The sequence below is a fragment of the Nocardia sp. NPDC059229 genome (genome assembly GCF_042754165.1).
Taxonomy (GTDB): Bacteria; Actinomycetota; Actinomycetes; order Mycobacteriales; family Mycobacteriaceae; genus Nocardia.
Window position 1 is genome coordinate 218,457 of record NZ_JBHZAK010000010.1, and the last position, 25,738, is coordinate 244,194.

The window sequence follows — 25,738 nt, forward strand, 5'->3', positions numbered from 1 at the left end:
GCCCCGCCCGGATCGATGATCCGAACGGGGCCGTGTCCCCCGGGCGAGACTCGCCGGGTCTACACGCCTACTTCGCGGGCGTGAAGGGCTGGTTGATCGTGGTGAAATACTGGATGGCAGCCGCGATGGCGACCGGCGCGGTCACGAACAGCTGACCGGCGATGGTGCCCAGGAAGCCGACGGCGGCCGCACCCGCGACACAACCGGCCAGTGGGCCCGCGCCGAACAGCAGCGCCAGGGCGCCGGTCAGGGTCGCGCCCAGGGCGGCACCGGCCAGGCAGCCCAGACCGGCACCGCCCAGGCCGCCGACCAGGGTGCCGATGGCGGCGCCGACGGAGATGGTGTCACGCATGCGACCCCAGGCCGCCTGCTCACGGTCGTACGGGGTCTTCCAGGGGGCCTGGTCCTCGTAGGGCAGGGCGACCGGCTTGTACACCGCGTGCGCCTCGTCGAACTGCGGGGTCAGGGTAGCGGTGCGGCCCTTGATGTCGGCCGCGATCGGGAAGACGAAGTCGTCGACCCGGAAGGAGAGCTCGCTACCGCCGAGCACGGTGCCGTTGGCGGCCTTGATCTTGAAGATGCCATCCTCGACCGTCATCGAACCGGCGTCGGTGCGCACGATCGTGGAGGTTCCGGTGTCGGTCGCCGTGTAGTTCGTGACATCGGCGGAGTCCGCCTGGGCGGTACCGGTAACGCCGGCGCCGATGCACAGCGTCGCGGCGAGCAGCGCGGACGCCGCAGCAGTATTCCTCATCCTGGTTCTCTCTGCGTTCTTTCGCTTGGTTTTCCTTGTGCTTCTCGTGTCACAGGTCGAGCACGAGAACATCTGAGACGGCCCGCGATACGCAGGGCATCAGGGTGTTGCCGGATTCGCGTTCGGCGGCGGTTAGCACCGAGTCCCGGTGCTCCACTTCGCCTTCCAGGAACGGCGTCTCACAGCTGCCGCACGTGCCCTCCCGGCAGGAGGTGACGATGGCGACGCTCGCGCCCTCGAGCACCTCGACGATCGACCGGTCCGGCCCGACACGCAGCACCTGACCACTGCGTGCCAGGCGGACCTCGAAGGCGCGATCGACCCCGTTGTCGACGCGTCGTGGCACGAACCGCTCGGTGTGCACGGCCAGGCCCCGGCGCGCGCCCTCGGCCTCGACGGCGTCGAGCAGCGGCGCGGGCCCGCAGCAGTACACGGTGGCGGTGGTGTCGGCGAGCAGGTCTGCCAGGGGCAGCAGCCCGGATTCGTTCTGCGGCACCAGGTTCACCCGGTCGTAGCGCGCCAGCTCATCGGTGAAGGCCAGGTGCTCCCGGGTGCGCGCGCCGTAGTGCAGGCTCCAGCGCGCGCCCGCCCGCGTTGCGGCGGCCACCATGGGCAGGATCGGCGTGATCCCGATGCCGCCCGCCAGGAACAGGTACTCGTCACCGGGCGCCAGGGCGAAGTGGTTGCGCGGCAGCGACACTCGCAACTCGGTGCCCGGATGCGCGGTGCGGAACAGATGCGCGGAGCCGCCCCGGCCGTCGGGTTCGTGCAGGATCGCGATCCGCCAGGACTGCCGGTCGGCGGTATCGCCGCACAGCGAATACTGCCGCACACCGGCCGATCCGGCGAACACGTCGATGTGGGCGCCGGGCGTCCAGTCCGGCAGCGCGCCGCCGCCGAGCGCCGCCAGCTCGAGAGCGAACACGCCCTCGGCCACGTCACGTCGGCCGGTCACCCGGACCATCAACTCGGTCATCGCATCCCCTCGTCGGCCCCGCGGGCCCGGTGTCGAACACTCCTGGACTCGGTGTCGGGCTCAGCCTGTCCGAGACGCCCGGAAGAACGCGGGTCGGAAGCGGCAGTCGATTCGACCGATAGGCATTGACGATCGCCCGCCCGGTAGACAGGACACCCGACCGACACTGACCCCATGAGCGCTGTGGCGGAACTGGTCGAACGGACCAGGCAGTTCGTGATTGAGCAGGTCATCCCGGTGGAACGCGAGGTGGTGGCCGGCGGCCGGGTCACCGATGACGCGCTGCGGCTGGACCTGCAGAAGAAGGCCAAGGAGGCGGGGGTCTTCGGCCCGCTGTCCGATCCGGAGTACGGCGGACTCGGCCTGAACACCCGGGCCCAGGCCGAGGTGCTCGAGGCGGCGGGCGCCAGCCTGCTCGGCCCGCTGGCCCTGAACGCCTGGGCTCCCGACGACGGCAATATCCATCTGCTGGCCCACGTCGCCAATGCCGAACAGCGCGAACGCTATCTGGCCCCGCTGGCCGCCGGCGACGTGCGCTCGGCCATCGCGCTGACCGAGCCCGCCCCCGGCGCGGGTACCGATCCCCGCATGCTGCGCACCACCGCCGAGGAGACCGACAAGGGCTGGATCATCAACGGCGCCAAGCACTTCACCACCGGCGCCAACGGCGCGGCGTTCACCATCTGCGTGGCCATGACCTCCGACGGCCCCACCATGTTCCTGGTCGATCAGGACAACCCGGGCCTGCGGGTGGGCCGCCGGATGCCGACCCTGGACCACACCAGCGCCCCCGGCGGGCACTGCGAGGTCGAATTCGCCGACTGCGAGGTCCCCGACGCCGCCGTGCTGGGCGAGGTCGGCCGGGGCCTGGAACTGGCGCAGGTCCGGCTCGCGCCGTCACGGCTCACGTTCTGCATGAACTGGCTGGGCCTGGCGGTGCGTGCGCAGCAGCTCACCGCCGACCACATCACGCGCCGCCATTCCTTCGGCGTGCCCATCGCCGAGCACGGCATCGCCCAGGGCCTCATCGCCGACAACGAGATCGATATCGCGGCCGCCCGCAGCCTGGTGCGCAGCGTCGCCGACACCATCGACACTCACGGTCCGACCTCCTCGCAGGCCCGGCACGAGACCTCCATCGCGAAAACCTTCGTCTCCGAGGCGGTCTGGCGGGTGCTGGATCGCGCGGTGCAGCTGCACGGCGGCCTGGGCGTCTGCGAGGACCACCTGGTGGCCCGATTCCTGGTGGAGGCCCGCGCCTTCCGCATCTACGAGGGGCCCTCGGAAGTGCTGCGCTGGTCGATCGCCCGCCGGGTGCTGCGCGGCCCGCGCTGATCGCCCGATTGCCGCCGACAACTCAGAACACCGAAGGGAAGCCCGAGATGACCACCCGCACGCTGTCCGGATTCGCCGCCGCCTATCCGGACCTGAACCCCGACGCCGTCGATTACGAGTACCTGCGCGCCATCTCGCAGCAGATGGTGCCGTTCGGCCGCCACGTCGGCACCCTCGTCTCCGAGATCAGCCCCGACCGCGCGGTGGTGGAGATCCCGGCCGTGGACGAGGTCCGCAACCACATGTCCACCGTGCACGCGGGCGCGCTGTTCACCGCGGCCGACATCGCGGGCGCAGCGGCCTTCGTCGGCGCGGCCGCCCACCGGCTGTACACGGTCGAACGCCTGGTACTGCGCGACGGCACCGCGTCCTACCGCAAGCCGGCACAGGGCCGCATCCGCGCGATCGCCACCGTCGACCAGCGCGAGCTCGCCGACATCCTGGCCGCCACCGCGTCGGCCCGGTTCGAGCTGTCCGGCAAGGCGACGCTGCTCGACGACAACGAGGTCATGGTCGCCAAGTTCACCTTCGACTACGTGTGCGACGTGACCATCACCGGGGCGAAGGCGAAATGAGCGGCGACACGACCACCGCGACCCCCGAATCCCGTTCGGAATTCACCACTCTGGAGAGCACCCGGGTCGAGACGGCCGACGGCGTCGCCTTCACCGTCCGCTTCCTGCCCGCGCAGCGGCCGGACGCCCCGGTGGTGCTGATCCTGCCGGCCATGGCGATGAAGGCCAAGAACTATTTCTCGCTCGCCAAAGCCCTGCACGCCCAGGGACTTTCGGTGGCGACCTGCGATCTGCGGGCGCACGGTGAGGCCACCCCGAAGCTGGGTGAGCACACCGACTTCGGCTACCGCGAGATGATCGAGACCGATCTGCCAGCCATCGTCACCGCGGTCGAGGAGCGCTTCCCGGGCGCGCCGATCCAGCTGTTCGGCCACAGCCTGGGCGGCCAGCTGGCCCTGCTGTTCTCGGCCGCCGAGCCCGGCCGGATCGCGGGCGTCACCATCATCGGCACCGGCACGGTCTTCTGGTGGGCGTTCGGCCCGCGCCGCTGGTGGGAGGCGCTGAGCCAGATCCAGTGGATCGGCCTGGTGTCGCGGTACAAGGGTCACTGGCCGGGGGGCGTGCTCATTCCCGCGCCCATGCCCGGCGGCGTGATGATCGACTGGTCGGTGCATTCGCTGACCAGCTACTACCGGCCCAGCGGCACCAAACGCCGCTACAACTCGCTACTGGCCGCCATGCGCGTGCCGGTGCTGGTGATCTCGCTGTCGGAGGACGTGCTCGGACCGAAATCCAATGTGGACTTCCTGGTTTCGCGCATGCCCGCCGCCCAGGTGACCCGCTGGCACATCGACGAGAACTCGGCCGTCGCGAACCGCGACCACTTCCTGTGGGTCAAGGACGCGCCCGCCATCGCCACCGGCGTGGCGGATTGGATCACGACCGGCACCGCGCCGGCCTGAAGGAGAACAGTGGCCCGCTTGCAGATCGACGCGGTGTCGAAACGATTCGACACCGACTACGCGGTGCGCGAGGTGAGCCTCGACATCGCCGACGGTGAATTCCTGGTGCTGCTCGGCCCCAGCGGCTGCGGCAAATCCACGCTGCTGCGCATGATCGCGGGCCTGGAGCAGCCGTCGGAGGGCCGAATCCTCCTGGAAGGCACCGATATCACCGACGAGGTGCCGCAGCGGCGGGACCTGGCCATGGTGTTCCAGAGCTACGCGCTCTACCCGCATCTGACGGTCGCGAAGAACATCGGATTCCCGCTGCGGGCCCGCCGCACGCCGCGGGCGCAGATCGCCGAGCAGGTCGAGCGGGTGGCCCGGACGCTCGAACTGTCCGCGCTGCTGGACCGCCGGCCCGCCGCGCTCTCGGGCGGCCAGCGGCAGCGAGTCGCGCTGGCGCGGGCCATGGTTCGCGACCCCGGCGCGTTCCTGATGGACGAGCCGCTGTCGAATCTGGACGCCAAGCTGCGCAGCGCCACCCGCGCCGAACTCATCGCCCTGCACCGGCGGCTGGGGGCCACCTTCCTGTACGTGACCCACGACCAGGTGGAGGCCATGACCATGGCCACGCGCATCGCGCTGCTCAACGCTGGCCGGGTCGAGCAGGTCGGCACCCCGGAAGAGCTCTACGACCACCCGCGCACCGCGTTCGTGGCCGGATTCCTCGGCTCGCCGCCGATGAACATCTTCCCGGCGGAGGTGGTTTCGCACGAGGGCAAGCTGCGCGTGCGGACCGACGGTGTCGACGCCGCGCTCGGGATCGACGCCGAATCCGGCAGCATCACAGCCGAATCCGATAGTGACGCCGGCCAAACCGGAAGCAGCACCGAGGTTCTGGCCGGCATTCGTCCCGAGCGTCTGCGCATCGATCCGACCGCCACGGCCGTGCGCGGCCGGGTGACCATGGTCGAGAACCTGGGCAGCGAGGAGCTCGTGCACGTCACCGCCGGCGCGCTGGAGCTGTGCGTGCGCGCGACCCGCCCCGCCGGTGTCCGGGTCGGCGACGACATCGGATTGCGTTGCGACCCCGCCGATCTCCACCTGTTCGACCCCGGCTCCGGCCTGCGCCTGCGCTGGCAGGAGCCGACCGCGATCCTACCCGCGGACCCGGCGGCCTCGGTCGCCTGATTCTTTCGCACCACCATTCGATGAGGAGAAGACCCGTGAAACGCACCGGCCCCGTCCTGGGCATGGTGTTCGCCGCCTGTCTCGCGCTGACCAGCTGCGGGCTGAGCGGTACCACCGCCACCGACGCCACCTCCACGGCGCAGGTCCCCGAACTGAGCCCCGATCAGAAGGTCTCGATCGTCTTCGAGTCCTACAACTACGGGCTCGCCGGCGCCTGGACCGACACCTTCAACGCCCTGATCGCCGACTTCTCCAAGAAGTTCCCCAACATCACGGTGACCGCGCAGAAGCCGCAGGGCAACAGCCCCAACCCCGCCACCGACACCATCTCGAGTATCCAGAACCAGATGGTGGCCGGGCACCCGCCGGATGTCGCCCAATTGGGTTTCAGCGACCTCGATTTCACCATCCACCAGCTGGGCGCCAAGCCGCTCGACACGCTGTTCGGCAAGCAGGCGGTGCAGCAGAACTTCAACGGTGAGAAGTTCCACTTCCACCCGCGAGCCCGCACCCTCGACGACTGGGACAGCCACACCTACGGTGTCCCGTTCGTGTTCTCTACCCCGGTGCTCTACTACAACGCGAGCCTGTTCAGCCAGGCCGGGCTGGATCCGGCCAAGCCGCCGACCACCTGGCAGCAGGTCGCCGACGACGCCAAGGCGATCACCGCGAAGACCGGTCAGGGCGGCGTGTACCTGGACTGCCTGACCAAGGCCGCCAAGGACTGGTGCTTCCAGTCGATGGTGCGGTCCGACGGCGGACGGGTCATCTCCGACGATCGCCGCACCCTCACCTACGCCGACGCCCCGAGCGTCGAGGTCACCAAGATGGCCCAGGATCTGGTCAATTCCGGTTCCATGCCGAAGCTGGCGCAGAAGCAGGGCTACGAGGCGTTCGCGCGCGGCGAGATCGGCATGATCCTCGAGACCAGCGCCATCCAGGGCACGTTCGTGGCGGGCGCCAATAACAAGTGGGACCTACGTTCGGCCGCCATGCCGCGCTTCGGCGACAAGCCGCCGGTGCCCACCAATTCCGGTGCGGGACTTCATATTCTGACCAATGACCCGGTCAAGCAGCGCGCCGGCTGGGAGCTGATCAAGTTCCTCACCAGCGAGCAGTCCTACATGAAGATCGCACAGAACATCGGCTACCTGCCGCTGCGTTCGGAGATGGTGACCGATCCGGCCGTGCTGGGTTCGTGGGCCACCCAGAACCCGCTGCTGGCGCCGAACATCGCGCAGCTGGCCACCATGGAGCCGTGGGTTTCCATGCCGGGCAACGACTATCTGCAGATCCGCGACGGCATGATGGACGCCGTCGAGTCGATCGTGTTCCAGGGCAAGGACGCCCAGTCCACTCTCACCACCGCCCGCATCGAGGGCGCCAAACTGATGCCGGCCTCATGAACGATCTGATTCTCGTCCAACTGACCGACACTCACCTGCGCCCCGCCGGTGAGCAGGTCCTCGACCTTATCGACACCCATGCCACGCTGCTGCACGTCCTGAATCGGCTGCGCACCGGCGGGCAGCGCATCGACGCGTTGCTGCTCTCCGGCGACCTCACCGACAACGGCTCGCCCGAGGCGTACCGGCGGCTGCGCGAGGCCGTCGAGCCGGTGGCGGCCGAACTCGGCGCCCAGGTGCTGTACGTGATGGGAAACCATGACGAGCGCGATGCTTTCGGCGTGGAGCTGCTAGGTCTCGAACCCGGCACGGTCGACACCGCGCTGCCGCACGATCGGGTCATCGAGGTCGACGGCCTGCGGCTCATCGGCCTGGACACCACCACGCCAGGACGCCATGACGGCCGTCTCGAACCCGAGCAGCTGGCCTGGCTGGCCGAGCAGTTGCGCCACCCCGCGTCGCGCGGCAGCGTGCTGGTGCTGCACCATCCGCCGCTGCCCTCGGCCATCCCGGCCGCGGAGTTCCTCAAGCTGCAGAACGCGGACCAGCTGGCCGAGGTGATCTCCGGGACCGACGTGCGCATGATCCTGTGCGGGCACAACCACATGACCGCGGCGTCGGCGCTGGCCGGGGTCCCGGTCTGGGTCGGCCCGGCGCTGGCCTATCGCATCGACGCCATGGCGCCGGCGGGCCGGCAGCAGGGTTTCGTTGGATCGGGTTTCACCCGGCTCGATGTGGTCGGCACGTCGGTCATCGCGACCGCGGTCGAGGCGGGCCCGGGCACCCGGATCTACGACAAGGCCGACACCGAGGTGCAGGAGCGACTGGCCGCCCTCGCGGCGGAGGCCGGGTGACCGGTGTTCGTCACAGTCCCCGAACAGGACGCGCCGCCGCTGATCGCTGCGACACCGGCGGCGCGTCCGCACCGCGCCCTGCTGCGCCGCGCACTCCGCGGCGCCACACCGTATCTGTATCTCGCGCCCGCGCTGTTCCTGCTGGTGGTGTGGACCTATCAGCCGCTGGTGCAGGCCCTGCAACTGTCCACCTACTCCTGGAATCTGCTCCCGACCCAGCCCATGCGGCCGGTCGGGATGGCGAATTACGAACGGCTGGTGGACCTTCCGGCGTTCTGGGCCTCAGCGCGCCGCACCGTCTGGATGGTCGCCGGGCTGCTGCCCTTCACGGTCGCGCTACCGGTGCTGATCGCGCTGGGCGGCCGGCGGGTGGGCCCGCGCGCCCGGACCGTCTATCACGCGCTGATCTTCGCGCCGTTCCTGGTCGCGCCCGTGGCGGTGGCCGCGGTGTGGCGCTGGCTGCTGCATCCGCGCACCGGTTTCGTGGACAGTGTCCTGGACTCGCAACGCAATTGGGTCTACGACGCGCGGACCGCGCAGTGGGTGATCGTCGGCATCACCGGCTGGCAGCTGCTCGGATTCGCCGTGCTGGTGGTGTGGGCCGGATTGGCCGGCATCAGCGGCGATTACAACGAGGCCGCCAGTGTCGACGGGGCCTCCCCGGGCCAGATCCGCCGCTGGATCACCCTGCCGCTGCTGTCCCCCACCCTGCTGTTCCTGGTGCTGACCACCGTATTGCTCAGTCCCACCTTGACTTTCCCGCTCATCGACACCATGACCCAGGGCGGCCCGGCACAGTCCACCACCAACATCTACTACCTGCTCTACGAATACGCGTTCCACAGCTTCGACGCCGGACTGAGCGCCGCGGCCGGTGTGCTGCTGTTCCTCGGATTCGGTGTGGTGGCCGCGGGCCTGGTCTGGATCTCGGAAAAGGTTGCCTTCCACGATGACTGAAACCTCGCTGCCCGATCGGCTGCGCTCCGCCGGCGGCCACGCGCTGCTCGCGGGCACGGCCGTCGTGTGCGTCTTCCCCATCTACTGGCTCTTCGCGACCGCGCTGCGCCGGCCCGAGGACGTCACATCGCTGTCGCCGCTGCCCTGGCCGCTGTCCCTGTCGAACTTCACCGACGCCGCCCACCAGCTCGACATCCCCCGCCTCATCCTGAATACCTTTGTGGTGGCGGCACTCTCGGCGTCGGGTCAGCTGCTCATCGCCCTGCTGGCCGCCTACGCCTTCGGCCTGTACACCTTCCGCTTCCAGCGGCTCCTGTACCTGGCGTTCGTCGGCACCTGGCTGGTCCCATTCCAGGTCAGCATGCTGCCCAACTACATCCTCCTGACCCGCCTGGGCCTCCTCGACACCCTGGTCGGCGCCGTCCTGCCCACCCTGTGCTCGGCGCTGGCTGTACTGCTCCTGCGCCAGCACCTCGCAGCCTTCCCCAAGGAGCTGGTGGCGGCGGCCCGCATCGACGGCCGTTCCTCCTGGTCGATCCTGTGGACGGTAGTTGTCCCGAATCTGCGGCCCGCTCTGGCGGCGTTGGGAATTCTCCTGTTCATCAACGCCTGGAACGAATACTTCTGGCCCGCAGTCGTCCTCCGCCGCTCCAACTCGGTCCTGCAGCTGGGCCTGCGCAGCTTCATGGGCACCGAGGGCGACCAGTGGGGACCACTCATGGCAGTAGCCGGCCTGGCCTGCCTCCCGGTCCTGCTCCTCTACCTGGTCCTGCAGCGGCACATCGTGAACGCCTTCGTCCGTTCAGGTCTCGAGTAGGCGTCCAACTGTCCGCGCTCATCCGGACGACGGGACCGAGTCTCGAGCGAAGGCGGGGCATCTTCACTCGCGGGCGTCGAGATCGGCGAGGGCGAGCGCTACATCCAGGTTGTCGACTTCTCGCAGTGCGCTGGCGGCAGGCGGACACAAACCCGACTTGCGGCAGGCATCCAGTAACCGGAGGTGCACCGCCCACGTCACCAAAGGTGGTTCGGACAGCAGGGACAGCAGCGGTTCGATGCGGTCGCCGAGTTGCGACACCGCCTCGGCGCGGATGCTCTTCCCGAAGGTCCGTGCGCGCCAGCTCGATCAGTCGGTCATCGAGCTCGCCGGCTGGCGTATGGACGGCGCAGGTGGCCGGCGCTTCACAACCGCGAGTGCCGGCGACCTCACCTGAGGCAACCAGATCCCAAGTGAGCGTCGCGATCTCACGCGACGCCGGCACGAACCGCAGGTAGTAGACGGCGGACTTGCGAACACCTGAATTCGGATCATGGGCGAGCGCGACCAGGGGGTCCGCCTCTTGCCAGGTCGACAGAATTACGCAGGACAACGCCCGCACTTCCGGGTCCGGATGACTGAACAGAAAGGCAGCGATGGAGGGCCGGTCAGCAGCGGGGACGCCGGACCAGTCGTTGCAGCGCAGCATGTCCAGCTTGATCGAGCCCCCGGACCTTGTACTCCTGCCAACGCGGTTCCTCGAATCCGAACTCGATGCCCCTCAATGCGTGCCGGTGCAGCCGATGCCCCGAATCCCGCGCCACCGGTTCGAGCAGATCGGCCTCGCCCCGTTCAGCCTGCCGCAATACACAGCCACACCAGGTCATCCCCACTGTCCCACCACGCCCGCAAGTCCGCCCCCTCCAAACACATCCCTATGCTCTCCAGCACCCCAAACGCCGCTCGCCGCACCTCCCCCGAACACCCCCGATCCAACCCGATCCCAGCCAACGGCATCACAGCCCGCGGATCGCCCAACCGCCCAAGCACATAGCCGATCTCCGCCCGCTCCACCCCTCCCACACCGCCATCAGCCAACCTCCGAATCAACCCGAACGTCGCAGACCGATCCGCCCGCTCAGCAATCCGCCCCAACTCACCACTCACCTGCACTCCCCAATCCTTCCCAAACCACCCCTACTCGAGCCACCGAAAATCGGCAGCCCGAATCCTGACCGCCACCGACGTCGCGACTGCCTGCGGGCTCAGGCGGTCATCGCGACACTTCATCGAGTGCTTCTCATGGTGTGCGGAATCCGAAGGCATCATCGTCGCGCCCTACAGGACCAAGCGTGCTCGGGGTCAGAATCCTGCGCTGCCGGAGCCGATGCCTTGGCAGAGGTCGTGTGTTTGTTGCAGGTCGGGCGTGCTTTCCGCGGGGGCGGCTTGGATCGTCACGACGAGTTGATTGGAGCTGAAGCACGTCCTCGCCAGGAGTGTGTGGGTGCCGGTGGTGGTCGGAACCCAGGGCATCCTCGTGAACGGTACCGGGACCCGTCACAGTCCGAAGACACGGCGGGCGTTGCCGTCCAGGTACAGGGCGCGGGTTTCGTCGTCGAGGCCCAGGTCGCCCAGCCCGGCGAGGGCGTGCTCGGGGAAGATCATCGGGAAGTTGGTGCCGAACAGCACCTTTCGGCGGCCGCTGCGGGTCTTCATGTACGAGATCAGTTCTGGGGGCAGGCGTTTGGTGGTGTAGGCCGAGGTGTCGATGACCACGCCCGGGTGCTTGCGGGCGACTGCGATCATCTCCTCGGTCCACGGGTAGCCGACGTGGCCGCACACGATGGTGAGTTCGGGGAAGTCCAGGGCTATCCGGTCGATGTAGGGAATCGGGCGGCCCGTCTCCGAGGAACGCAGGGGGCCGGTGTGGCCGACCTGGGTACAGAACGGGATGCCGAGGTCGACGCAGGCGGCGTACAGCGGGTAGAAGCGGGCGTCGGTGGGTGGTACCTCCCACAGCCAGGGCAGTACGCGCAGTGCCTTGAAGCCCTGGTCCTGGACTCGGTGGCGTAGTTCGCGGACCGCGGTCATCGGCCGGCGCAGGTCGACCGAAGCAATGCCGGAGAACCGGTCGGGCGCTTCGGCGACCCAGGCGGCGACCTGGTCGTTCGAGATGAGGACGCCCTCCGGGGCGCACCAGGCGGAGAGGAGGGCGTGGTCGACGCCCGCCGCGTCCATGGCGGCGAGCGTCGATTTCAGCGGGATCTCGCCGGCGGGGATGGCATCGGTCCACCGCCGCAGCGAGTCGAACATGTCATGGGCGAGAAAACGGGCGGTGGGATGCTGCGCCCAGGCGTCGACGGTCATCTGCGCGGGCTCCTTCGCGTTGCGGGCGGCCGCCCTCCATCATGCCCGCGCCCCCACCGGACCAGTGAGCGAATTGATCAATGCCGTGTCGTGGGTCGCGGCCCGGAAGCGGGGATGATCGAGCACATCGTGCAGGAATTCCGCCGTGGTGGCGACACCGCCGCCGCGAATCCGGGTCTCGGCCAGTGCGCGCCGCATGCGGTCGATGGCCCCGGCGCGGTCGGGGGCCCACACCACGACCTTGGCCAGCAGCGAATCATAGTGTGGCGGAATCGAATAGCCCTGCGAGATGTGGCTGTCGACCCGGACGAACTGGCCGCCCGGCAGCACGCACTCGGTGAGAGTGCCCGGGGCCGGGGCGAATTCCCGCTCCGGATCCTCGGCATTGACCCGGCACTCCAGGGCCACGCCGCGCGGATTGCCGCCGGACTCGACGGTCAGCCGCTCCCCCGCCGCGATCCGCAACTGCTCGGCCACCAGGTCGATGCCGGTGATCATCTCGGTGACCGGATGTTCCACCTGCAGACGGCAGTTCACCTCCATGAAGTAGAACCGCCCGTCGGCGTCGAGCAGGAATTCCACCGTGCCCGCACCGACGTACCCGGCTGCCTCCGCGCCGCGCACGGCCGCCGCACCGATCCGCTCGGCCAGCTCGTCCGAGAGTCCGGGGGCAGGCGCCTCCTCCACCAGCTTCTGGTGCCGGCGCTGCAGCGAGCAGTCGCGCAGGCCCAGATGCACCACCCGGCCGTGCGTGTCGGCCAGGATCTGGGCCTCCACGTGGCGGGCCGGTTCGAGGTAGCGCTCCACGTAGAGACGGCCGTCGCCGAAGACGGCGGTCGCGTTGGCGCGGGTCTGCTGCCAGGCGGCCGCGAAGTCGCCCGGATCGCGGACCACCCGCATGCCGCGGCCGCCACCACCGGCCACCGCCTTGAGGATCACCGGGTAGCCGATGTCGCCGGCCAGATCCCGGGCCTCGTCGACGGTGTCGACCGGGTCGCGGCTGCCGGGCAGCAGCGGCAGGCCCGCGTCGGCCATCAGGGCGCGGGCGGTGGACTTGTCGCCCAGCCGGGCCATCACCGCGGCCGGGGCGCCGACGAACACCAGGCCCTCGGCCTCGCAGACCTCGGCGAAATCGGGGTTCTCCGAAAGGAATCCATAGCCCGGGTGGACAGCGTCGGCGCCGGTGGCGCGGGCAGCCTCGATGATCGCGGGCATGTACAGGTAACTGCGTTTGGCCGGGCCGGGACCGATCTGCACCGACTCGTCGGCCATCCGCACCGCGAGCGAGTCGCGGTCGGCGGCCGAATGCACGGCAACGGTGGCGATTCCGAGCTCGGCGCAGGTGCGAATGATCCGTACCGCGATCTCGCCCCGATTGGCCACCAGCAGTTTGCGAATGGGCCGCGTCACCCCGGCGACCGGAGTCACCGCAGCACCTCGAAGACGATGAGCGGCTGGCCGTGCTCCACGGAATCGCCGTCCTCGACCAGGAATTCGGCCACCACTCCCTCGCGGGCCGCGGTCACCGGGATCATCAGCTTCATGGCCTCGACGATGGCGACCTGTTGGCCGGAGCGCACCGGATCGCCCTCGGTGACGAAGGGGGCCGCACCCAGCTCGGGGGCGCGGTAGAAGACGCCGACGGTCTCGGCGGTGAGCGTGAATGTCGCAGCGCCCGAGTCGTTTCCGTGTGCGGGGACGGGGGCCGTCGGCGTGGTGGCGGCCGCGACGGGGGCCTGCGCGCCGGCCGGTGCGGCCACCGGCGAGCTCTCGGCCTGGCCGCTGTCCCAGCTGACCCGCAGCACGACCGGGCCGTTGGCCACGGTCACCGAGGAAGGCGCCGGTGTGATGCCCGCGCGCACGGTCAACGCGTGCCGGGCCAGCACGGCCAAGCTGTGATCGGCCTCGGCGGCGCTCACCGCGCGCCCGCCGGCGGTGGTGTGCGCGGAGGTGCGGTCGGCGTCGGCGGACGACAGGGTGGTGATGCCGTTGTCGGTCATCTGTTCTCCTCGAGGTCGTTGCGGGGCACACCGAAGGCCCGGAAGCGGGCGTGCCGGTGGGCGATCAGGTCGTCGGCGGACCAGGTGCGCAGCTCGCGTACGGCGGCACGCATTGCGCGGCGCAGCAGGGCGGTGGCGGCAGCCGGATCGCGGTCCGCGCCGCCCGGAGGTTCGGGCACCACCGCGTCGGCGATACCGAGTTCCAGCAGCGAGGCGGCGTCCACCTTCAGTGCCCGGGCCGCGAGCGGCGCGGCCGCGGCGTCCTGCCAGAGGATGGAGGCGCAGCCCTCGGGGCTGATCACCGAGTAGACGGCGTTCTCGCACACCAGCACCCGGTCGGCGACGGCCAGGGCCAGGGCTCCCCCGCTGCCGCCCTCACCGGTGATCACCGCGACCACCGGAACCGCCAGTCCGGCGAGCAGTTTCAGGTTCTCGGCGATGGCGACCGCCTGTCCCTGCTCCTCGGCGGTGATCCCCGGATACGCGCCCGCGGTGTCCACCAGGGTGACCACGGGCAGTCCGAGCTTGGCGGCCAGCCGCAGCACGCGTGCGGCCTTGCGGTAGCCGGCCGGGGTGGGCATGCCGAAGTTGCGCTGCGCCAATTCGGGTGCGGTGTGGCCCTTCTGCGTGCCCGCGACCACGACCGGCACCCCGTCCAGCCGGGCCAGGCCGGTGACCATGGCTGGGCAGTCGGCGCTCATCCGGTCGCCGTGCAGTTCGAGGAATTCCTCGAACGCGCCGGCCAGATGGTCGAGGGTGGTGGGCCGGTCGAGCCGGCGGGCGGCCCGAACCCGCTCCCACGGGTCGCCGGTGGGCAGCGCGGACAGGTCGGTCAGCACCGCGTCGGTGTCGACAGCGCGGGTACGGTCCGCGACCGGGCGCACCGTCATGCCGACCAGGCGGATCAGCCGGTCGCGCAGCGCCGAGCGGTGGCAGATCATGTCGACGATGCCGTGCTCGAGGAGGAATTCGGCGGTCTGGAAACCGGCGGGCAGGGTCTGGCCGATGGTCTGGGCGATGACGCGCGGCCCCGCAAAGCCCAGGCGCGCACGGGGTTCGGCGACGATCACATCGGTCGAGGTGGCGTAGGAGGCCGCCACGCCGCCATAGGTCGGGTCGGTGATGACCGAGACGGTCAGCACGCCCGCGTCGTCCAGCTGCCGCAGGGCGCGGCTGGTCTTGGCCATCTGCATGAGGGCGACGATGCCCTCCTGCATGCGCGCCCCGCCGGAGGCCGGGACCAGGATCAGCGGACGCCGTTCGGCCAGAGCGGTTTCCGCCGCCGCTGTCACCGCCTCACCGACCGCACTGCCCAGGCTGCCGCCCAGGAAGCGGAAGTCCATGGCCGCCACCACGACTCGGACGCCGCCAAGCGTGCCGCGCACGCACAGCACAGCGTCGGACAGACCGGTCTTGCGGCGTGCGTCGTCGAGCCGCTCCGGGTAGGGCCGGGAGTCGGTGAACCCCAGCGGATCCCGCACCGTCTCGGCGTAGTCGATCGGGGTGGCCGAGTCCGGGTCAAGTAGCAGGTCGACGCGCTGCTGCGCGGTCAGCATGCCGTGGCTGTCGCACTCTGGGCACACCCGGTCGGCACGCTCGTAGCGCTTGACGTAGATCATGGCCGCGCAGCCCGGGCACAGCATCCACGCTGTGCCCGCGGCTCGGCCGGTCTCGAGTATGGTCATCGCTCCTCCATCGGGCGGGGCGCGTACCGACCGACGGCGGCGGGGAGCCGCACGCCGGCGGTGCGCAACTGGGCGACCCGGGTGAGATAGGCCGCGCCGGTCAGCAACTGGCCGGCGATATCGGCCACCGACCGGTTGCCGGGTTCGGCCAGATAGGTGCCGGCCGCCCAGGTGTTGAACCCGCCCATGGCCGGGCCGCACCAGATCTGGTAGTCGGCCACCCGTTCGGCCTCACCACGGATGCTCCAGCCCGAGGACAGGCCGAGGTACCAGCGGAAGATCAACGCCATCCGCGCCTTCGGATCGCGTTCGGCCGAGGCCAGCTGTGCCGGATCGCGTTCGGTGAAGAAGGCCACGCAGTCCTGCCACACCATCTGCATCGGACGGCGGAACAGGGTGACCTCCAGATCGGTGCGGACCTCGGCGGGGATGGCGTCGACGCCGTCGTAGGCCCGGTAGAGGTCGTAGAGGCGCTGAGCGCGCGTGGCGAACATGGTGCCGCGCCGCAGCACCTGCACCTGCACGCCGAGTTCGAACATGTCCGAGGACGGCGCCATCACGCAGTCCGCGAACTGCGCGGTGGCCAGCAGCCGCTTGGTGGCCTCGCACTGATGCGCCTCGCGCGCGGCCTGATTCACCGAACCGGTGACGATGTAGGCGGCGCCCATGGCGAAGGCGGTCGCGGCGGCGTCGGGGGTGCCGATGCCGCCGGCCGCGCCGATCCGGACCGTCGCGGCGACCGGCACGGTGACTGCGATGCGGTCGCGGGCGGCGATGAGCTCGGGCAGCAGCACCACCAGCGGGCGGCGGTCGGTGTGACCGCCGGAATCCGCCTCCGCGGTGATATCGTCGGCCATCGGCACCCGGGTGACCAGGTCGGCTTGGGCGGCGGTGATGCTGCCGGCTTCGACCAGCTGCGTCACCAGTCGCTGTGGCGCGGGCCGCAGGAACAGCTCGGCCACCTCGACGCGCGACACCTTGGCGATGATCCGGTGCCGGATCTCGATGCCGCCCTGCGGGTTCACCGCGAGTCCAGCTGCCCGGTAGCGCACCACCTCGGCGGTGAGGTCCATGAACGCCGAGGCCTCCACGCACCGCACGTCGTAGCGCAGGCAGGCGTCGACGATGGCGCGTTCCAGGGCGGGCTCGGTCGGGCTGTGGATCAGGTTGCAGGCGAAGGATTTTCCCTTCAGCCGGGTGGACAGCTCCGCCAGTGCGGCATCCACTCCGGCCGGCGGCACCCCGGCGGCGCCGTAGCTGGCCAGATAGCCCGCCTCGGCCATGGCGATCACCAGTTCGGGCGAGGCGATGCCGTTGGCCATGGCCCCGGCAACGTAGGCGGCTCGCACACCGTGGGCGGCGCGGAAGGCGCTGTCGCCCAGTCGTTCCGGGGGTAGCGGCCCCACTGCGGCGAGGATCTGCCCGCGCGCGGCCAGTCCCTCGTCGGCGGTGGCGGCGACGCGGCCGTCGTGCCGGATGATCCAGCACGGCCGGTTCAGGTCGCTCAAGAGCGCGGCGATCTCCTCGGCCGTGTCGGCGGCCGGATTCCGGAGGGTGGTCACGACAGCGCCTTTCGGTCGGCGAGTTCGATGGCCAGGTCGATCAGCTCGTAGATGCGCAGGCCCGGCTTCCACAGCGAGCCGTCCACCACGACGGTCGCGCCGTGCGGCCCGCGGTGCACCGACTTGATGTGCGCCTCGAGCTCGACGGTGCCGTCGGTGGGCAGGAACTGGCCGCGGTAGCGCCAGCTGAAGGCGATGTCGCGGGGAATCCGGAACACCGGATCGGCGATGCCATCGGCGAATCCGGCGTCGAGCATCCACTCCTGCACGGCGTGGATCACCGACTCGACGCCAAGCGAACCCGGGATCACCGGGTCCAGGTGGAAGTGCCGGGCGAAGAACCAGTCCTGCGGATCGATGGTGCGCAGCGAACGCAGGTAGCCCGCACCGTAGTTGCCGCCCTCGTCGACCACTTCGACCCGGTCGATGAGCGCCAGCTTGCGTCGTGAGCAGGCCGGCGACGCGGGATCGGCGCAGCGCGCGGCCACGTCGATGACGCGCGGGGCGGCCCCGGGATGCTCCGACAGCCAGCTCGGCACATACTTTCCGGCGTCGAGACCGGTCTGGTTGCCCAACGCCTGATCGCTGAAGTAGCCGAACATGGTCTCGCCGCGGTAGAACGGCTCACCGTCGACGCTGAGGGTGTAGTCGAAGGTCTGCAGCGAGGAACCCGGCAGGATGGTGGTCGACAGTAGCCGCGAGGATTGCTGAATCGTCTTGCCGCGCAGGTCGACCTGCCGCAGCACTGTCGCGGTGCCGCCCAGGTTGCGCAGGCTCAGGGTGGTACCCGGCTGGGTCAGCGTCGGCCCCGCGTAGTAGCCCATGAGCAGCGCCGCCTGCAGCGAGGTCTCCATGTAGACGAAGTGCGGCATGGAGTCGTTGGCGGTGTCGCCGTAGTACCAGGAGTCGGCCGGTGAATCGTATTCGGTGTCGTACGAGGCGGATTCGAGGTTGCCGCGTTCGCCGTCGAAGCGCAGCACCCGATCCACCAGCAGCAGTCCGCCGGTGGGCAGGCGGGTCGCCCGCACGCCGGTGTACTCGGCGAATTCCGGGCCCATGGCGATGGCCTGGTCGCCGCGCGCCAGGTGCGCCATGTGGAACTCGTTGAGCAGCACCCGTGGCACCGCCTGGCCCGGGCCGACCTCGGCGCCGAGCCGCTCGGCCACCATCACGGTGACGGCCAGGGCCGCGCCGCCGTCGAGGGTGGCGGTCGCCTGCAGGAACGGGCGCGGCACCAGATCGAGCCGGTCGACCACCAGATCCACGATGCCGCTGCCGAATCCGGCCTCGGTCTCCCCGACGCCGCCGGTGAGAGTGCTGCCCGACAGGCACAGCGGCATCCCGGTGTACAGGGCGAACACCTCGGCAGCCTGCAGGGCGGCCGCCCGCGGATCACCGTCGAAGTGGGCGAGCACGCGACCGTTGCCGGTGCCGCCGTACACCTCGATCGACTCGATCTCGGTGAGGGTGAGCGGCGTGGTGGCCGCCAGCCGGGCCGTCACCGCGACGCCGGTGCGCTGATGCGTGCGGCCGAACACCGCGCTCAGCTCTCCGGCGGCCAGCCGCTCGAGCGCCGCCCGGTCCAGCCGCGATACCGCGGTGCGGGCCAGGGGCTTGAAGGCGCCCTCGGGGGCGAGGAACACCGGAGTGCTCGGCCGGACCGGAGCCTGCTGCGCACCGGCCGGAACCGCCGCGGCTGCCGCCGACACAGCGTGGCTGGCGTCCTCGGCGCCCATGGTCGCGGCACGGGCCCGTCGCCACACCTCCCGCTGCAGCGCCGTCTGCGCGGTCAGCGCCGCACGGTGCGCCTCGATGACGCCGGCCCGGATGGCGGCGATCGCGTCCGCCGCGACCGGATGCACCGGCCCGGCGTCGCACTGCGGCGCGTGCACCGGGGTGAGCGCCGAACTCGCCTGCGGCGCAACCGGTGTCACCTGCTCCGGCGCGGCGGGCGCCGCCGCCGGAGTGGGCGCTGCCGCGGCCCGCGGCCGGGTGCCCGTCGGATCGAAGGCGATGCCGTCGAAGTCGAGAACTGTCATGCCGTCCACCCCCTCACCGAGGTCTGGAACTTCTCCGTCAGATCGGGTGTCGTGAGCACGGCGACATCCGAGAACCGTTGCAGCACCGTGCCGTCGAGGGCCAGTGCGGTCGAGTCGATCAGGGCTTCCATCCGGCTCGTCCGGGGGTTGTCGACGACCACCAGGAAGGGCTCGCCCGCCGGCAGCGGGCGGTGGTAGTCGATCCGGCCGACGCCCAGCGGCAGGCAGGCCGCGCCGAGCAACCGGTGTCCCAGCACCAGCGGGGACTGCAGGAGCAGATCGGCCTGGACCGGATCGTGCAGACGGCTCGCGAAGCTGCCGTGCGCCACCGGATCCGCGCTCAGCGCGCATTCCAGGACGATGGCCGCGTCGCTCGCCGACCGCACCGTGCGCAGCCCCTGCAGAGCGGGCGCGTGGAACTGGATGCCGTCGCGGTAGACGTAGCTCGCGTCGCTGCCCGGACCGGCCGGAACCTGCTGCCTATCAGCGGCTTCGGGTTCGTCGCCGAGCAGCAGGGTGGCCCGGAATCGGGCGGCCCCGTCGCCGAAAACGATGGCCCGCATCGCGATCCGGTCGTCCACCGGATCCGCCGGCTCGAGTTCCACCTCGATGCTCGGGACCGGGTGATCGAACACCAGGCCCTTGAGCACCTGGAAGCCGCGCACCCCCACCACGATCCGGCCCGGCCGGGTGCGTTCGGCGAGGTTCACCATGGCGCCCAGCCCGAAGGTGGCGGGTAGCACGATGTGCTCACCGATGCGGTGGGCCTCGATCACCGGATCGGTCACCAGCTCCAAGATCCCGCGGCGGGCCCGCACCGGTGCGGGGTCCGTGCTCGCCGCCGACAGAGCGGTGGCGGAACCGATCAGCAGCACCGCTTCGGGACGACGGGCGGCGGAGAACTGCGCGGTGAACGCGGCGGCGCCGGCGGCCGGGGCCAGCAGCGGCACGCCACGGGACCGGAAGTGTTCCCGCAGTTCGGGAGTCACCATGCCGCCGTCCCAGGCGCCCCAGTCGAGAGCGGTGACCCGGCGATCCCGATCCTGGGCGCCCCAGGCGACCGCGAAGCGACCCAGCGCCTCGTTGGCCGCCGCGTAGTCGGCCTGCCCGGTGTTGCCGAACAGTCCGGCCACCGAGGTGAACAGCACCAGGTGGCGCGGGTCGCCCGCGGCGTCGAGGACGGCGGCCAGCCCGGCCAGCTTGGGTCCGAGCACCCGGCCGATGGATTCGGCCGTCTTGTCGGGGATCAGCGAGTCCGCCAGCACGCCCGCACCGTGCACGACGCCGGTGATGACGCCGGGCCGGGTGCGGTCGGTGGCCGCCGGATCCGCGTCACGCCAGGGGGCGAGCGCGGCCTTCAGGGCCCGAGTGTCGGTCGCGTCGACCGCCAGGTAGGTGGCCCGGTCGCCGAGTTGGGCCAGGGTGGCTCGGATTTCGCGCACCGCCTGGATCCGGCCGCAGGCGCGGTCGATGCCGCGCGGTGTGACCCCGGTTCCCGCCAGCGCACGCACCGCGGCCGGCTTGAGGTTGGCGTCGGCGACACCGGCCGCCCACTCCGGGTCCTCGTCCAGCTCGGTGCGGCCCAGCAACACGAAGCGGCAGGCGCTGGTGCGGGCTAGTTCCAGCACGCATGTCGCAGTGACGCCCCGCGCACCGCCGGTCACCACCAGGGTGTCCGCCTCAGTCAGCAGGGAGTGACCGAAATCTGTTCCGGCACGGATGATTTCGACGGTCCGGGCGTCACCGTGGCGGCTCGGCACCGGGGTGCGGCGCGCGCCGGTGGCATCCACGCCGACCTCGGTGGTGTCGACCGCGGCATCGCAGAGTTCCTCGAGCACGACCTCGGCCAGCCGGTGCGGCAGCACCGCCGGGTCGATATCCAGGGCCCGGCAGAACAGCGCGGGCTGTTCCGCGGCAAGGGTTTTCACCAGTCCGCCCAGGCCGCCCAGCAGGGCGGCCACCGGTTCCGCGTCACCACGGAATCCGAGGTGCCCGTCGAGCCGGGTGATGGTCGCGAACCCGGCCCGGCCGGTCGCCGCCCGCAGCCGGGGCAGCACCTGCCCGGCCACCAGGATGGCATCGCTCAGGATGGCCTGTGCCTGAATCCATTCGGTCGCCACACCGGCGACCACGACGCAGGCGTCGACCGGACCGGTGCCGGTGATCGCGCCGGGACCGGACGCCCGGCGCACCGACCAGCTGCGGGCCCGCAGCAGTTCCTCGATGGCCTCACAGTCGGTTTCGGCCGACTCGTCCAGGCACACCAGCACGGCGTGCCCGGTCGGCCGGTAGGGATCCACGGCCGGATCCACCGCCGGCAGCCCGACGAGTTCGACTACGTGCCGCGGCGTTTCGGCCGCGGCCTCAACTTTTGGGTGGACATCACCCCCGGCCAGCTCGCCCACGATCTGATCGAGGGTGCGCAGCGTGCCGAGTTGCTCCGGTCCCAGCACCGGTAGCTCCGGGAACCGTTCCTGCAGAGCGCCGATCACCTGGACCCGCTTGATCGAATCCACCCCCAGATCCGCCTCCAGATCCATGGTGGTGTCAACCATCTCGACCGGGTAACCGGTTTTGTCGGCGACCACCTCGCGCAGCGCCTGACGCAGCGCGTCGGCAGAGACACCGTCGGTGCCCGACGCGACCTCGGCGGCCGGGGCGATCTCGGCAACCGGGGCGGCCACGGCGGCGGGTGTGGCCGGGGCCGTCTCACCGGCGACCAGCTCGTCCACGACCTGGTCCAGGGTGCGCAGCGTGCCCAGCTGTTCCGGTCCCAGCACCGGTAGCTCCGGGAACCGTTCCTGCAGAGCGCCGATCACCTGGACCCGCTTGATCGAATCCACCCCCAGATCCGCCTCCAGATCCATGGTGGTGTCGACCATCTCGACCGGATAGCCGGTCTTTTCGGCGACCACTTCACGCAGCGCCTGCCGCACGGCGTCCGCCGACAGCGCCGCGGGGGCCGGCTGCTCGACGGGAGCTGCGGCCTGCGGCACCGGAACACTCACGGATGCAATCGGTTCCGGTTGCACCGGGGCGTCCGGAGCGGCCACCGTGATCGGAGCCTCCAGGGCGGGCACGGGGGCCACCAGGACGGCCGGAGCGGCCTGCGTCAGCGCGGGGCTGCTGACGCCCGATTCGACGTAGACCGGGATCGACTGGGCGCGGGTCACTCCGGACCCGCCCTCCAGCTCGGCCAGCTGTGCCACCACATCACCGGCGCGGGAATGGCTCTCGCTGATGGCGACGCCGTGGTCCTTGACCGCCTCGATGGCGCGAACCAGCAGTTCGTCGACCTGGCCGTGGCGCAACGCGCCCGCCAGATCGCGGGCCAGTTCGAGCTGTCCGTCCAGGTAGTGGCGGTGGGTGTGCAGGTGCTGCACGAGCGCGCTGTCCAGGGCGCCCGGCGTGGGAATGCGGTACTGCGGTTCCGCGGTCACGGGGTTCTCCAGGGTACTGGGGGCATGGGTGCCGTTGGCGTGATGACCGTTGCCGGTCGGGGCGGCCGGGGCCGGAGCCACGGGGGCCGCCACGGCGACGGGAGCGGGAGCCGGTGCGGCGGCGGCCCGGGCCGCGACCGAGAGCTGGTAGCTGTCCGACAGCGCGGCGGCGTAAGCCTTGCGGCGGGCCTCGGGCACGTACTCCGGGGCCGAGATGCTCACCGCCATAGCAGGTTTGGCGGCCGGAGCGGCGGGCTCGGCGGCGCCGTGGCGGTTGATGCCGCGCAGGTCGAAGCCGAGCACGGCCAGGCGCACCGCGGCCCGTTTGAGCGCCAGATCACCGTTACCGATCGGACCGGAGTCCGTAGCGATGGCGATGATCTCGTCGCCGAAGGTGCGCCGCGCCAATGAGGTCAGCACCTGCTTGGGACCGAATTCGACGAACACCGTGCAGCCGTCGGCCCGCATGGCGGTGAGTGCGTCGTAGAACTCGACAGGATTGCTCAGCTGGGCGGTCAGCGTGGCCCGGTTGGTCTCGAGGTCCGCACCGTAGGACACGCCGCGGGTGTCGGCGTAGACGGTGGCGTCGGGCGTCCCGATCTCCGCCTCGGCCACCGCCGCGCCGAACGCCTCCACCGCATGCCCCACGTACGGGGTGTGGAAGGCGCCGGAGACCGGCAACGCCCTGGTGATCCAGCCCTTTTCGGTGAACAGCGTGGTGGCCGCGGCGACCGCCTCGGTGCCGCCGCCGACCACCACCTGATCGGGGGCGTTGTGGTTGCAGATCCACACGTCCTCGACCTCGGCGATGACCTGCTCGATCTCCTCGCGCGCGGCGCCGACGGCCACCATGGTGCCCGCCTCGACGCCCTCGGGGACCGTCATGGCCGCGCCGCGTGCCCGCGCCAGGGTGAAAAAGTCCTCGGTGCCGACCGCGCCGGACGCCCACAGCGCGGTGAGCTCGCCGAAGCTGTGCCCCAGGTAGCCGTCGGCCCGGAAGCCGAACTCGCTCAGCACCCGGAACTGACCGGCCGACAGTGCGCCAATGGCCGGCTGCGCGAATTCCGTGCGGCGCAGGGCATTGTCCTGCTCGGCCCGGGTCTCGTCGTCGAACGCCGGCGGCGGGAAGACCACCGCGCCCAGCCGCACCGGCGCCTGCGCGAAGGCGGCGTTGGCCGCATCGAACGCCGCGCCCACCGGCGGATTGTTCAGTGCCGCATCGGCGCCCATGTCGACGTACTGGCTGCCCTGCCCGGCGAACAGCGCGCCCACCTTGCGGTCGGGCAGCGCGGCGGCGCGGAAGTACACGCCCTCGGGGTGATCCCACTGCGGCGCTTCGGGATTGCGCACCAACTCGTCGACCACCAGCGCCCGCAGGTCCGCGGCCGAGTCGTCGTCGAGGGAGACGAAGCCGACGCGCGCGTGCTGCTCGGGAATGTCGCCACCGTCGGTGCCCTCGGTGCCGCGCACCGCGTCGATCAGGCCGGCCACATCCGGCGCGTGCCACAGATGCGCGCGCGGCGTGCGATGCAGCAGCGGAGTCCGCTCGCTGTCGGCCTCCTCGAGCACCAGGTGGAAGTTGGTGCCGCCGAAGCCCATTGCCGAGGCCGCGGCCCGGCGCACGGGACGCTGCGGGTCCAGGATCCACGGGCGGGTGCGTGAGTTCACGTAGAACGGCGCGGTGCTGGACGCGATCTCGGCATTGGGCGCGTCGACATTGATCGTGCCCGGCAGCACCTTCTGGTGCAGCGCCAGCGCCAGCTTCATGACGCTGGCGGTGCCCGCCGCGCCCTTGGTGTGTCCGATCTGGGACTTCACACTGCCCAGCGCTGCGAACCGGGCCTCCGGAGTCGCCTCGGACAGCAGCCCTTTGAGCGCGGTCAGCTCGGTCTTATCACCGACAGCGGTGCCGGTGGCATGCGCCTCGATGAGCTCGACATCGGCCGGCGAGCAGTCGGCGTCGGCGTAGGCGCGGTCCAGCGCCACCCGCTGGCCCTTGGCCACCGGCGCGTAGATGCTCTTGGCCCGGCCGTCACTGGACGAGCCCAGGCCCCGGATCACCGCGTAGATGCGGTTCCCGTCACGACGGGCGTCTTCGAGCCGGCGCAGCGCCAGCATCGAAATGCCCTCGCCCAGCAGCGTTCCGTCGGCGCCGGCACCGAACGGGCTGATCCGCCCGCCGTGCGAGAGCGCGCCGACCTTGCTGAAGCACATGTAGATGAAGATGGTGTTCTCGGTGTCCACGCCACCGGTGATCATCAGATCGGCACGGCCGTCGCGCAGTTCCGCGATCGCCGTGCGGATAGCCGCGAGCGAGGCCGCGCAGGCCGCGTCGACAGTACAGTTCATGCCGCCCAGCCCGAGCCGGTTGGCGACTCGGCCCGCGACCACGTTGGCGAGCAGGCCCGGAAACGAATTCTCTTCCCACGGAGCGAAAGCCGCGACGAAGCGGTCCGCGATGGCGTCGGCGTCACCGTCGGACAGGCCCACCGAACGCGCGGCCTCCTTCAGCACCGGCGTCGAGAGCCGGGCGGCAAGGGGATGCATGAGCGGAACCGGGCCGGTGGTGCCCAGCACCACGCCGGTGCGCGCCGGGTCGTACCAGGACGACCCGGTCGCGCCCGCGTCGGCAAGCAGATCGCGCGCCACTCCGAGGCTGAGCGTCTGCATGGTGCTCGTCACCTCGAGCTGGTTGGGCGGCAGCCCGAACTCGAGCGGGTCGAAGTCGACATCGGGCAGGAACGCCCCGCGTCGCGAGTAGGTCTTGTCGGGCGTCGCCGGATCGGCGTCGTAGTAGTCGTCCAAGCTCCATCGGGAGGCAGGCACCTCCTCGGTGCAGTCGACACCGTCGACGATGTTCTGCCAGTACTCTCGATGGCTGCGCGCCTTGGGCAGCAGGCCCGACATGCCGACGATGGCAATCGGGTCGCGCGCCAGGCGTCTGTCGTCCGTCACG

The 25,738-nt window shown here is 70.5% G+C and carries 18 protein-coding genes; 8 read left to right on the top strand and 10 right to left on the bottom strand.

Annotation, left to right across the window (positions count from 1 at the left end):
- Positions 1–67: 67 nt before the first annotated feature.
- Together ACFXHE_RS23675 and ACFXHE_RS23680 are read right to left on the bottom strand one after the other, a co-directional pair.
- Positions 68–754, bottom strand: a complete 687-nt coding sequence (locus ACFXHE_RS23675; RefSeq protein WP_379386267.1) for a hypothetical protein — start codon at positions 752–754, stop codon at positions 68–70.
- 49 nt (positions 755–803) lie between these two features.
- Positions 804–1,730 carry a PDR/VanB family oxidoreductase gene (locus ACFXHE_RS23680; protein WP_379386269.1) on the bottom strand — a complete coding sequence of 309 codons (927 nt, stop codon included), beginning with the start codon at positions 1,728–1,730 and terminating at the stop codon, positions 804–806.
- A 174-nt stretch (positions 1,731–1,904) separates the two neighbouring features.
- Here ACFXHE_RS23680 and ACFXHE_RS23685 point away from each other — a divergent pair, with 174 nt between their 5' ends.
- The 8 genes from ACFXHE_RS23685 to ACFXHE_RS23720 are packed head-to-tail and all read left to right on the top strand — an operon-like array spanning position 1,905 to position 9,749.
- A complete protein-coding gene (locus tag ACFXHE_RS23685) occupies positions 1,905–3,065 on the top strand; it encodes an acyl-CoA dehydrogenase family protein (RefSeq protein ID WP_379386271.1) in 1,161 nt (386 codons plus the stop codon).
- Positions 3,066–3,112: 47 nt separating this feature from the next.
- Positions 3,113–3,640 (top strand): YiiD C-terminal domain-containing protein, encoded by a 528-nt coding sequence (locus ACFXHE_RS23690; RefSeq protein ID WP_379386273.1) that lies wholly within the window; start codon positions 3,113–3,115, stop codon positions 3,638–3,640.
- Entirely contained in the window at positions 3,637–4,542 is a 906-nt protein-coding gene (locus tag ACFXHE_RS23695; protein WP_040857205.1) for an alpha/beta fold hydrolase, read from the top strand. Before ACFXHE_RS23690 ends, ACFXHE_RS23695 begins: the two co-directional genes overlap by 4 nt.
- 9 nt (positions 4,543–4,551) lie before the next feature.
- On the top strand, positions 4,552–5,715 hold the full coding sequence (locus tag ACFXHE_RS23700) for an ABC transporter ATP-binding protein (RefSeq protein WP_379386275.1): 1,164 nt from the start codon (positions 4,552–4,554) through the stop codon (positions 5,713–5,715).
- Between the two features lie 35 nt (positions 5,716–5,750).
- Positions 5,751–7,121 (top strand): ABC transporter substrate-binding protein, encoded by a 1,371-nt coding sequence (locus ACFXHE_RS23705; protein WP_379386277.1) that lies wholly within the window; start codon positions 5,751–5,753, stop codon positions 7,119–7,121.
- Positions 7,118–7,975, top strand: coding sequence for a metallophosphoesterase (locus ACFXHE_RS23710; protein WP_379386279.1), 858 nt, complete (start codon positions 7,118–7,120; stop codon positions 7,973–7,975). Before ACFXHE_RS23705 ends, ACFXHE_RS23710 begins: the two co-directional genes overlap by 4 nt.
- Before the next feature lie 3 nt (positions 7,976–7,978).
- Positions 7,979–8,932 carry a carbohydrate ABC transporter permease gene (locus ACFXHE_RS23715; RefSeq protein ID WP_379386281.1) on the top strand — a complete coding sequence of 318 codons (954 nt, stop codon included), beginning with the start codon at positions 7,979–7,981 and terminating at the stop codon, positions 8,930–8,932.
- A complete protein-coding gene (locus ACFXHE_RS23720; RefSeq protein WP_379386283.1) occupies positions 8,925–9,749 on the top strand; it encodes a carbohydrate ABC transporter permease in 825 nt (274 codons plus the stop codon). The genes ACFXHE_RS23715 and ACFXHE_RS23720 overlap by 8 nt, the downstream gene beginning before the upstream one ends.
- A gap of 63 nt (positions 9,750–9,812) precedes the next feature.
- On the opposite strand, the gene ACFXHE_RS23725 is transcribed toward ACFXHE_RS23720, so the two are convergent.
- The 8 genes from ACFXHE_RS23725 to ACFXHE_RS23760 all read right to left on the bottom strand — a co-directional run bounded on the left by ACFXHE_RS23725 (position 9,813) and on the right by ACFXHE_RS23760 (position 25,737).
- Positions 9,813–10,010, bottom strand: coding sequence for a hypothetical protein (locus tag ACFXHE_RS23725; protein ID WP_379386285.1), 198 nt, complete (start codon positions 10,008–10,010; stop codon positions 9,813–9,815).
- Positions 10,011–11,246: 1,236 nt separating this feature from the next.
- Positions 11,247–12,056: an amidohydrolase family protein gene (locus ACFXHE_RS23730; RefSeq protein ID WP_379386287.1), complete on the bottom strand. Its 810-nt coding sequence runs from the start codon at positions 12,054–12,056 to the stop codon at positions 11,247–11,249.
- Positions 12,057–12,095: 39 nt separating this feature from the next.
- Positions 12,096–13,484, bottom strand: coding sequence for an acetyl/propionyl/methylcrotonyl-CoA carboxylase subunit alpha (locus tag ACFXHE_RS23735; RefSeq protein ID WP_379386288.1), 1,389 nt, complete (start codon positions 13,482–13,484; stop codon positions 12,096–12,098).
- On the bottom strand, positions 13,481–14,056 hold the full coding sequence (locus ACFXHE_RS23740) for an acetyl-CoA carboxylase biotin carboxyl carrier protein (RefSeq protein WP_379386290.1): 576 nt from the start codon (positions 14,054–14,056) through the stop codon (positions 13,481–13,483). The genes ACFXHE_RS23735 and ACFXHE_RS23740 overlap by 4 nt, the downstream gene beginning before the upstream one ends.
- Positions 14,053–15,741: an acetyl-CoA carboxylase carboxyl transferase subunit alpha gene (gene accA / locus ACFXHE_RS23745; protein WP_379386292.1), complete on the bottom strand. Its 1,689-nt coding sequence runs from the start codon at positions 15,739–15,741 to the stop codon at positions 14,053–14,055. The genes ACFXHE_RS23740 and accA overlap by 4 nt, the downstream gene beginning before the upstream one ends.
- Positions 15,738–17,303 carry a PfaD family polyunsaturated fatty acid/polyketide biosynthesis protein gene (locus ACFXHE_RS23750; protein ID WP_379386294.1) on the bottom strand — a complete coding sequence of 522 codons (1,566 nt, stop codon included), beginning with the start codon at positions 17,301–17,303 and terminating at the stop codon, positions 15,738–15,740. The genes accA and ACFXHE_RS23750 overlap by 4 nt, the downstream gene beginning before the upstream one ends.
- A complete protein-coding gene (locus tag ACFXHE_RS23755; protein ID WP_379386296.1) occupies positions 17,300–19,342 on the bottom strand; it encodes a beta-ketoacyl synthase in 2,043 nt (680 codons plus the stop codon). The genes ACFXHE_RS23750 and ACFXHE_RS23755 overlap by 4 nt, the downstream gene beginning before the upstream one ends.
- Complete coding sequence (locus ACFXHE_RS23760; RefSeq protein ID WP_379386298.1) at positions 19,339–25,737, bottom strand: beta-ketoacyl synthase N-terminal-like domain-containing protein; 6,399 nt, start codon at positions 25,735–25,737, stop codon at positions 19,339–19,341. The genes ACFXHE_RS23755 and ACFXHE_RS23760 overlap by 4 nt, the downstream gene beginning before the upstream one ends.
- Position 25,738: the final 1 nt, after the last annotated feature.

Coding starts and splice junctions, on each gene's coding strand:
- ACFXHE_RS23685 (WP_379386271.1), top strand. CDS start 1,905: ATGAGCGCTGTGGCGGAACTGGTCGAACGGACCAGGCAGTTCGTGATT.
- ACFXHE_RS23730 (WP_379386287.1), bottom strand. CDS start 12,056: ATGACCGTCGACGCCTGGGCGCAGCATCCCACCGCCCGTTTTCTCGCC.
- ACFXHE_RS23710 (WP_379386279.1), top strand. CDS start 7,118: ATGAACGATCTGATTCTCGTCCAACTGACCGACACTCACCTGCGCCCC.
- ACFXHE_RS23675 (WP_379386267.1), bottom strand. CDS start 754: ATGAGGAATACTGCTGCGGCGTCCGCGCTGCTCGCCGCGACGCTGTGC.
- ACFXHE_RS23720 (WP_379386283.1), top strand. CDS start 8,925: ATGACTGAAACCTCGCTGCCCGATCGGCTGCGCTCCGCCGGCGGCCAC.
- accA (WP_379386292.1), bottom strand. CDS start 15,741: ATGACCATACTCGAGACCGGCCGAGCCGCGGGCACAGCGTGGATGCTG.
- ACFXHE_RS23680 (WP_379386269.1), bottom strand. CDS start 1,730: ATGACCGAGTTGATGGTCCGGGTGACCGGCCGACGTGACGTGGCCGAG.
- ACFXHE_RS23755 (WP_379386296.1), bottom strand. CDS start 19,342: ATGACAGTTCTCGACTTCGACGGCATCGCCTTCGATCCGACGGGCACC.
- ACFXHE_RS23690 (WP_379386273.1), top strand. CDS start 3,113: ATGACCACCCGCACGCTGTCCGGATTCGCCGCCGCCTATCCGGACCTG.
- ACFXHE_RS23740 (WP_379386290.1), bottom strand. CDS start 14,056: ATGACCGACAACGGCATCACCACCCTGTCGTCCGCCGACGCCGACCGC.
- ACFXHE_RS23695 (WP_040857205.1), top strand. CDS start 3,637: ATGAGCGGCGACACGACCACCGCGACCCCCGAATCCCGTTCGGAATTC.